This window comes from Mesorhizobium sp. M4A.F.Ca.ET.022.05.2.1, from assembly GCF_003998845.1.
Taxonomy (GTDB): Bacteria; Pseudomonadota; Alphaproteobacteria; order Rhizobiales; family Rhizobiaceae; genus Mesorhizobium.
On the sequence record NZ_RZOJ01000271.1, the window covers coordinates 1 to 8,463 of the forward strand.

Here is an 8,463-nt window from a genome sequence, read left to right on the forward strand (position 1 = left end):
AGCGCATACAGCCGCTGGATGGCGTATTGCGGCATGATCACATCGGCGTTCGGCTTGTAGGCCAGCGAGTCGCGCGCCCGCCATTTGGCGATCTGCTCCCACCACGGGTAGAGCGCCTTCTTGTCGGCCTTGGCGGTCGCCCGCCACAGCCGCACCAGATCCTCCAGCACCCGGCCGACATCGCCGAGGATTGGCACGTCGGTATGGACGTTCTTGTTGATCGACGACGGATCGATGTCGATGTGGATCTTCTTCGAGTTTGGCGAGAACGCGTTGAGCCGCCCGGTGATGCGGTCGTCGAAACGGGCGCCGATGCAGATCATCACGTCGCAATCGTGCATGGCCATGTTGGCCTCGTAGGTGCCGTGCATGCCGAGCATGCCCACCCAGTTCTTGCCGGAAGCCGGATAGGCGCCGAGCCCCATCAGCGTCGAGGTGATCGGGAAGCCGGTGAGATCGACCAGTTCGCGCAGCAGATGGCTCGCCTCCGGACCGGAATTGATGACGCCGCCTCCCGAATAGATGATCGGCTTCTTTGCGCTGGCCATCAGCTCGACCGCTGCCTTGACCTTCTCCAGGTCGCCCTGGACCTTCGGCTGGTAGCTGGTGCGCGGAGCCGTCTGCGGCGGCACATAGGTGCCCTTGGCGAACTGCACGTCCTTCGGAATGTCGACCACCACCGGGCCGGGGCGCCCGGTGGTCGCGACATGGAAGGCTTCGTGGATCGTGGCCGCGAGCTCGTTGACGTCCTTCACCAGCCAGTTGTGCTTGGTGCAGGGGCGCGTGATGCCGACCGTGTCGCATTCCTGGAAAGCGTCGGAACCGATCAGCGAGGTCGGCACCTGGCCGGTCAGACAGACCAGCGGAATGGAATCCATCAACGCGTCCTGGAGCGGCGTCACCGCGTTGGTGGCGCCGGGGCCGGACGTCACCAGCAGCACGCCGGCCTTGCCGGTCGAGCGCGCGTAGCCTTCCGCCGCATGGCCGGCGCCCTGCTCGTGCCTGACCAGAATGTGCTCGACCTCGTCCTGCTGGAAAATTTCATCGTAGATCGGGAGAACCGCGCCGCCCGGATAGCCGAAGACATGCTTGACGCCATTGTCCTTCAGCGCCTGCACCACCATTTCGGCGCCCGTCATTTCGCGCCGCTCGTTCCGCTCGTTGCTCATCGGTCCTGGTCCCGTACTGTCGCCATTTGGGCGTTGCTGGTCGTTTAGTCGTGTTTCGGGCAATAAAAAAGGCCCCCGAGGGAGCCTGTGTGATGCGCATGGGAGGTTTTCGCCCGGCGGTTACACCGCCTTGCCCACGCGCCTGCCTACGAGAATGAGTGCCGTTTTCATGGTGGCGGACAGTAGAGGCGGGAAAGCCGGCCTGTCAACCGGGAAAATGCTCCCGCCTCGCTACCATTCGCGCGCCGTCCCAACCGGCTTCAGCGAGGCGGCTTGCAATGCGCGACACGCGGATCGCATTTGGCTCCCTTCCTCGCCTGCACCAAGGTCGGGCGATGCGGCTCGGCCTTCGCCGGGCCATGATGCGATGCGCGCATCGCCAGCATCTGCTGATGGTTGAGCCTCCTGCGCGGCGCATGCTTGCCGTCGGATGTCTCGCCGATCTCCACCTGCCCGGCGCCGGCGATCACCCGCTTGTGCTTTCGGTCGGCGGCGTTCGGTTCCCCTTCGGCGATCGCCGCTGCGGGCCGGATCGTCCTGACGCCCGCGGGCTGCTTCGGCCCATGGCCGGCGGCCTCGGGCGTGCCTGCGATAACCGGCGCAGCACCTTGCGCCGGCAAGGAAGCGTTGCCGGCCAGCATCTTCACCGCCTCGCCGTTCGACGGATCAAGCCGGGCTTCGGAGAAGTCGCCCTTGCGCGGCGGGACGATCTTCGCCGCCTTAATCGACGTTACGACCGCCTTGGGAAGCTCAGGCAGGCGCGGCCCCGCATTGATCGCGACGACCTGGTTGCCGAGCCGCACACGCGGCGCGTTGTTGACGACCACGGTCTGGTTGATGATCGTCGTGTTGCGGATGATGGTGACGTTTTCGCGCACCGGCCGCACGACGGTGACGAGATCGGCCGCGCCGATTGCTACCACCGGCGCGAAGCACCACCAGCCCTCGTCGACCGCGACATCGGCAATACGCGGCGGCGCTGGAGCCCAGCCGATGTCGTCGCCGCCCTGGCGCCACACCACCCAGGCCGGCGCCCATTCGTAGCCGGCGATCCAGACCCAGCCGAATTCGGGATCGTACGCCCAGCGCCCGTAGTGGAAGACGATGCCGCCGAACGGCTCAGCCGACTCCCAGTACCAGCCCTCGTCGGTCCACACCCATCTGCCTTCCGTATAGGGCCGCCATTCAGGCCGGACGGAGGGAACCCACACCTCGCCGAACCGGCTGGAAGTCCGCCATCCGCCGTAAGTCGCGAGCCGCTCGCGGACGGTCACGGAGACCACGGCCGCGTGGGCGGCCTGGTAGGACGGCACCGCCAACGGGGATGCGATGGTCGCGCCCAAAGCCAAGGTGACCGCGACAGCCGCTGTCAGCCCGCGCCGGGCGAGTGGATGGATCGAGGACAATTGCATGACGCGCTCCCGGTTCCTTGCATCGCCATTGGCCCCCGCGCTCGTTGTCTTGAGCCGCCATCGCCGCAATGCGGCAAAAACCGATCACGATTGCGCGACCATCGAGACATGACGGCGTTGGTGAGACCTGCGCGGCGCAACGGCCGCGCAGGCCTTCCGTTCAGGCGCGGAGCATCACGCCCCTCGCCTTGGCCCAGCGCTCGACGATCTTGCGCTCCTCCGCCGTGGCGAGACGGTTGCCGAACCCGCGCACCTGCACAGCGCGGTTTTGCGGGTCGAGCTCGATCGTCAGCAAGCGCTCGATCTTGCCGAGCGCCTTGCGCCGCAGCACCCAGATCGAGGCGTTGCCGGCGATGCACTTGGCCGCATACAGCGAGACGCAGTGATGCATCGCGCGGCTCTCGGCGACCAGGTCCTCGGCCGTCCTCAGCTGGCGAACGAAGAACCGCTCGCCATGCGCCTTCGCCTCCTTGGCGGACGGCTCCCAGTCCCAGTCCTCGAGCCGCGAGCCGTCCCACGCAGGGCCTTGCGCCTGCTGCCCTTTCCCGGCGGCGCGGCGGCGCAGCGCCTCGATGCGCTCGATCGCGGCGATGTCGCGGTGCCATTCCACCATCTGCCTGCGCAGCGAGACAAGCGTGCGCCCCTTCAGGCTGTAGGCTCGATCGCGCCGGTGCATGGCGCCGAGATAGTCGCACAGGTCGTCGATCTCCTCCCGCGAGGTGGGATGTCCGCAGAAGAATCGCGCCACCTCGCGCCAGAAGGCAATCTCGCCGCGTGGCGTGCGCGCGATCTTCGTCCGGGCGAGCCGCGTGGCCAGGCCGGGATCGTCCGTGCAGGACCGGGCGATCGCCAACCAGAATGCCTCCTCGAAGGTGAAATCGCCGACGACGTTCACGAAGCAATGCACTTCCTTGCGCGACAGCCAGGCATTGGCGCCCGCCTTGTAGAGCGAGTCGCCACGCGCGGCCGCGACGTACCAAGCCTTGCGAAGCGCGACCTCGTCGGCGTTCAGCCCCGAGCTATCCAGCCAGATGGCCTCCAGCGCAGCCGAAACCGGATAGCGCGCATAAAGAAAACGGGCGGCCGCCAGCCGCAGCCGCGCAGGGTCGCGCGTCTTCAGCTTCGGGCGCCACAAGGCGCCGTCGCGGATGGCCCTGCGGGCAAAGCCCCGGCATGCTTCCTCGATCGCCCGTTCGAAATTCGGAGCGGGACGCGGCACGGCGGAAACCCGCCGCAGCGTTACCTGATATGCTTCAATGCGTTGGCGCTCGGCGTCCTGCCTGAGCTGGATCATGGACTTGGCCATGGCCGTTCTTCCTGATTGGACCCCCGTCAGCCGCACGCAATTCCAGCGTCGGCACGGAATGTGTCGATCTGGATTGCCGGGACATTGACAGGTCTCCTTTCGGGAAGACGGATTAAGAATGGGCGGCTTCTCTAGGCTCGCGGCAGATTTGACGCAAGAGGCATTCTTTCAAGACTTATGATCGGTGACAGAGTGTTGCCCGGAAGCATCTCTACTCTTTCAGGCAACCACTATTGTCGGTGTGTCTCTCTGAAATGGGTCGCGATTGCATGACATCTGTCGCCAGGCATCATGCAGCCCTCTCCGCCGCGAACTTCCTCACCACCCGCTCCAGCAGCGGCGCGTAGTCGCGAAAGGCGCGCGTCTTCATATCGGCGACCTTGCCGCCCTCGTCCCAGATGCGGACGCGCACCGCCTCCTCATGGAACGGGTTCCTGCGGAACTCGGCCACCTCCTCGGCGCTCATCGGCCCGCCCTGCAGTGACAGTGTGTGGACCGAGGCCGGCGAGAGCTTGCCGAAATAGGTCGGGTCGATGGCGCAGAGATAGCGCTTGGCCGAGACATGCAGCCGCACGCACTCGACGATGACCGGCGGGAAGAACGGCGCCAGCACCTCGCCGCCGGCCTCGTCATGGTGCTTGTCCTCGACATCGTCGGGCGAATAGGTGCCGAACTCGCTGGTGTAGTGTCCGATGTCGTGCAGCAGCGCCGCCGCCACCAGTTCGTCCGGCGCGCCGTCCTGCTCTGCCAGCCACGCGCCCTGCAGCATGTGCTCCGACATGGTGACGGGCTCGCCGAGATAGGATTCGGCACCGCGTCGCTCAAAAATGTCGGCGATGAATTCGACGATGTTGCCGCTGTTCAGCGCCTGCCCGTTCATTCCGCCGCCTCCCTGAAATCGTGCTCGATCGCCGCCAGCGTCGACAACAGCCCGTCCTTGTCGGCGTAGCAGCCCTGCAGCCAGCGCTTGCCCGAGCCGGAAAACGCCTTGCGCGCATGCATGACGCGGGTGTTGTCGACGATGAAGGCCTGCCCAGCCTCCAGCTTGAAGGTCACCTCGAAGCCGGGATCCTCGATCAGCTCGGCGAACCGGCGATAGGCCGCGTAGTATTTGTCCATCTCGGCGAACGGCACGTCGACCGTCGGCGCCAGCGAGCGGTTGTTGAAGCGGATGCAGAGCAGTTCGCCATCCGGGCCGAGCTCGATCATCGGGCGCTTGGCTTGCAGACGCACGCCCGATGAGCCGGCATATTCGAAGCGTGCCGGATAGGAGCTCAGCAGGCGGAACCCGTGCGGATCTTCGGCCTGCAGCGCGGCCGCCACCGCGAAACCGTCGACTACGGTAGATTCGCCGCCCTCGACGGTGTTCTCGATGCAGGCCAGGATCTGCAGCGTCGGCACCGGATCGCGGTAGGGATTGTCGGTATGCGCCTGCAGGCCGAGATTGGTGTAGGCGAGATTGTTCGGATTGACCTCGGCGCGCACCTCGAACCAGCGCCCGTAATTGGTCTCCCTGATATAACCGAACAGGTCGGACACCTTGCACAGCGCCCCCGACTCCGCCGGCAGGCCATCCATCACCGCAAAGCCGTAGGTCCTCACCGCCGAAAGCCATTCCCTGAGCACGCTGCGATCGTGGCTGGCGGCCGCATATGCCGCGCGCGGCACCGAATTCTGCATCGTCGCCCTTGTCCAGCATTGAACCACGTCGGCCGTCCAGCCTCCCTTGCGCAGTGCGACACGGTCATAGGCATGCGCGTACAACCAGCCTGCCGGGAAACTGACGGTCTTTTGCTCGGGGACGAAGCTGATCTCCAGTGCGCCGCCCTTGACCGAAGCCGCCGCGATCCGCGTCCCGGCCGGAATGTCGAGAATGGTGGTCAGGCGCTGACCGTTGCCGGCGCTGCGCGTCTTGTCGTCCAATGCATTGTCGCGCAGCCACATGGCGTGAAAGCGGGTGCGCATCCCGTTGTCCCAGCTCAGTTCGACCGTTCGTCCCTCGTCGCCGATCAGCGCCTTGGTCAGCATGTCCAGCAGCTCCATCTTTCCCACGGCCTCCGCAGGGTTTCGGGTTGCATGATGCTGACTTCGTAGTCATAACTCAAATTATGATTTTGTAGACTATGGCTATAGAATTCTAATGGCTGGAAGAATTGCCGACGCCTTGCCTCCGCTCGACTGGTTGCGCAGCTTCGAGGCGGCGGCGCGGCTTTCGAACTTCACCGCCGCGGCGGCCGAACTCGGCCTGACGCAGGCGGCCGTCAGCCAGCACATTCGCTCCCTCGAGCAGCGGCTGAAGACCAGGCTGTTCGTGCGTCTTGCCCGCGGTGTCGCGCTGTCGCCGGAGGGCGCCGCCTATCTTCCCCACATCCAGTCGGCCTTCGCCACCATCGCCAACAGCACCACGGAATTGTTCGAGCCGCGCGCCGTCCAGACCGTGGCGGTGCGGGTGCCGATCTCCTTTGCCTTGCTGGTGCTCGTGCCTGCGCTCCCCGACCTGGCGAGAGCCCTGCCGCGGATCCAGCTCGACGTGGTGACCATCCATCGTCCCGCCGACTACGACCAGCCGGGCTCGGCGCTCGATATCCGCTTCGGCAACGGAAACTTCCCCGGCCGCGAGGCCGACAGGCTGACCGTTGAGCGGCTGGTGCCGGTCGCCTCTCCGGCGCTGGCCGGCAATACGGACTGGACATCCCTGCCCTTGCTCCTGGTCGCCGGCGCGCGCGAGATGTGGGCCGAATGGTTTACCGCTGCCGGCGTGCCGGGACATACTGGACGTTCGCACCGCTTCGACAGTTTCGTTGCCGCCATGGAGGCGGCCAAGGCCGGCGCCGGCGCCCTGTTGGGCTCCAGGCCGCTGATCGATGCGGCACTTGCCGGCAAGGCGCTTGTGGCGCTTTCCGGCTTCGAGCTCTCCAGCAGCTCGGGCCATTTCCTGACCCGCGCTTCGGCCGCGGGACTGACCCAGGCCGAGCAGGATTTTCGTCTGTGGCTGCTGTCACGCCTCGCCGGAATCGACGCTCTGTAGGCTTGCGTCGATCCGTTTCCAGTAGATCAGCGTGCCAGTCAATCCGCCATGCGGCTTCAGAGCGAAGTCGGGGATTTCACCTGTCAGCGTGAAGCCGAGCTTCTCGTAGAGACCGGAGGCTCCCTCCTCGCTTGCCGTGTCCAGAACCAGCAAGGTGCGGCTGCGCTCCACGGCGATGTCTTCCGCCGCCCGCATCAGCCGGGTCGCCACGCCCTGGCCGCGACGGTCGAGGCGGGTCATCAGCTTGGCGATCTCGGCCCGGTGCGGCTGGTTGGGAGGGAAGTCGAGCAGCAAGGTGACCGTGCCGGCAAGGACCTCGCTGTCCCATGCGCCAAGCACCACCCGTTCGCCTCGCGCAGCTGCGGCAAGCGACTTCCGCCAGAAGGCCTCCGCCGCATCCTGTGCCAACGGATGCATGAAGCTCACCGAGCCGCCGCCGGCCACGGTCTCGACCAGAAGCGCGGCCAACAGGCCGAGCCGCTCGGCTCTCTCCAGCCGCATCAGCATGACGTCGCGGCTGGGCGCCTTCCAGGCTTTGGCGTGGGCGGCCTGCCAGGCAAGGAAAATGTAGGCGTCGCCCTGGCCCCAGGGCGGGCCGTCATAGTCGTCGAGCGGCGGCCCGCCATTGTGCGAGCGTCGGGGACGTCGCGCCATGCCGTCAGCCCCTGACCAGCGCGACCAGATAGTCGGCGGCGTCCGGACCCGGGGAATGGAAGGTGCAGTCGGACGGCGCGCCGAGCGCCAGGCAGTCGCCGGCCCGAAGACTGTGCACGACTTCACCCTCGGTGAAGTCGAGCCGTCCGCCGATCAGCCAGATCTGCTGCTTGATGAAGGCGTAAGACGCCGCAGGAAAGCTGACGCTGGCGCCCGCCGGCAAGCGCACCTTGACCAGTTCGAGCGGCATGTCCGACGCCGGCGAGAGGTGCCGCCTGAGATAGCCGGTGGCCGGATCGCGCCACACCGGCTGCTCGCCTTCGCGCAGCAGGCCGCCGCCCTTGAGTTCCGCCCTGGCAATGAGCGTCGACAGCGTCATGCCGAAGGCCGCGGCGATGCGCACCAGCAGCGCCGCGGTCGGGCTGGTCTTGCCCTGCTCTATGGTGCTGAGCATTGCCTTCGACACATCGGAGCGCTCCGCCAGCTGCGCCAGCGACCAGCCCCGCAAGGTCCGTTCCGAGTGTATCCTGTTGCCAAGGCTGGATGAAATGTCGTTCGCTATATCATTCATTCGTTCAATATAGAGAACCCGTACACGGAATGAAAGACGGCGTTCGATCGAATTTTCGCGGTCGGCTTAACACCGCCTACACCATCCGACCTCACCCCGGCTTAACCTCATCTGTGTAGGCTGAACGTCGAGGGAATGGGGATCATGCCATCTATGTTTGTCGAACGCGAAGTCTCCGTTGGAGAAGCGACCTCGCAGGAGCGCCGCAACAGGGAACAGAACGACAAGCGCATTCTCGGCAATGTCGTGCAATGCGACGGCGCGCGCGCCACCATCAGCGCCTATGCCGACGATGTCGAAGGCACGGTCACCGGTCTATGGAC

Annotated in this window: 8 protein-coding genes; 1 reads left to right on the forward strand and 7 read right to left on the reverse strand. The window is 65.8% G+C overall.

Going from position 1 to position 8,463, the window contains the following annotated elements; all coding sequences use genetic code 11:
* From EN745_RS24145 to EN745_RS24165, 5 genes are all read right to left on the reverse strand, one after another.
* Positions 1-1,169: thiamine pyrophosphate-binding protein (locus tag EN745_RS24145; protein WP_127422433.1), on the reverse strand; the 1,169-nt coding region annotated here is incomplete at its 3' end.
* A 260-nt stretch (positions 1,170-1,429) separates the two neighbouring features.
* Complete coding sequence (locus EN745_RS24150; RefSeq protein WP_127422434.1) at positions 1,430-2,581, reverse strand: DUF6600 domain-containing protein; 1,152 nt, start codon at positions 2,579-2,581, stop codon at positions 1,430-1,432.
* Positions 2,582-2,741: 160 nt separating this feature from the next.
* Positions 2,742-3,887 (reverse strand): PcfJ domain-containing protein, encoded by a 1,146-nt coding sequence (locus EN745_RS24155; protein WP_127422435.1) that lies wholly within the window; start codon positions 3,885-3,887, stop codon positions 2,742-2,744.
* 289 nt (positions 3,888-4,176) lie between these two features.
* The gene (locus EN745_RS24160; protein WP_127422436.1) at positions 4,177-4,767 is read right to left on the reverse strand and encodes an HD domain-containing protein; all 591 of its coding nucleotides are present in this window, start codon (positions 4,765-4,767) and stop codon (positions 4,177-4,179) included.
* A complete protein-coding gene (locus EN745_RS24165; protein ID WP_245487820.1) occupies positions 4,764-5,930 on the reverse strand; it encodes a gamma-butyrobetaine dioxygenase in 1,167 nt (388 codons plus the stop codon). The genes EN745_RS24160 and EN745_RS24165 overlap by 4 nt, the downstream gene beginning before the upstream one ends.
* A 97-nt stretch (positions 5,931-6,027) precedes the next feature.
* On the opposite strand from EN745_RS24165, the gene EN745_RS24170 reads away from it, so the two are divergent.
* Positions 6,028-6,915 carry a LysR family transcriptional regulator gene (locus EN745_RS24170; protein WP_127422437.1) on the forward strand — a complete coding sequence of 296 codons (888 nt, stop codon included), beginning with the start codon at positions 6,028-6,030 and terminating at the stop codon, positions 6,913-6,915.
* Here the strand turns inward: EN745_RS24170 and EN745_RS24175 are convergent.
* The gene (locus EN745_RS24175) at positions 6,886-7,422 is read right to left on the reverse strand and encodes a GNAT family N-acetyltransferase (RefSeq protein WP_127422440.1); all 537 of its coding nucleotides are present in this window, start codon (positions 7,420-7,422) and stop codon (positions 6,886-6,888) included. The genes EN745_RS24170 and EN745_RS24175 overlap by 30 nt on opposite strands.
* A 151-nt stretch (positions 7,423-7,573) precedes the next feature.
* Positions 7,574-8,140, reverse strand: coding sequence for an XRE family transcriptional regulator (locus EN745_RS24180; RefSeq protein ID WP_127422438.1), 567 nt, complete (start codon positions 8,138-8,140; stop codon positions 7,574-7,576).
* Between the last annotated feature and the right edge of the window lie 323 nt (positions 8,141-8,463).

Coding starts and splice junctions, on each gene's coding strand:
- EN745_RS24150 (WP_127422434.1), bottom strand. CDS start 2,581: ATGCAATTGTCCTCGATCCATCCACTCGCCCGGCGCGGGCTGACAGCG.
- EN745_RS24155 (WP_127422435.1), bottom strand. CDS start 3,887: ATGGCCAAGTCCATGATCCAGCTCAGGCAGGACGCCGAGCGCCAACGC.
- EN745_RS24160 (WP_127422436.1), bottom strand. CDS start 4,767: ATGAACGGGCAGGCGCTGAACAGCGGCAACATCGTCGAATTCATCGCC.
- EN745_RS24165 (WP_245487820.1), bottom strand. CDS start 5,930: ATGGAGCTGCTGGACATGCTGACCAAGGCGCTGATCGGCGACGAGGGA.
- EN745_RS24170 (WP_127422437.1), top strand. CDS start 6,028: ATGGCTGGAAGAATTGCCGACGCCTTGCCTCCGCTCGACTGGTTGCGC.
- EN745_RS24175 (WP_127422440.1), bottom strand. CDS start 7,422: ATGCTGATGCGGCTGGAGAGAGCCGAGCGGCTCGGCCTGTTGGCCGCG.
- EN745_RS24180 (WP_127422438.1), bottom strand. CDS start 8,140: ATGAATGATATAGCGAACGACATTTCATCCAGCCTTGGCAACAGGATA.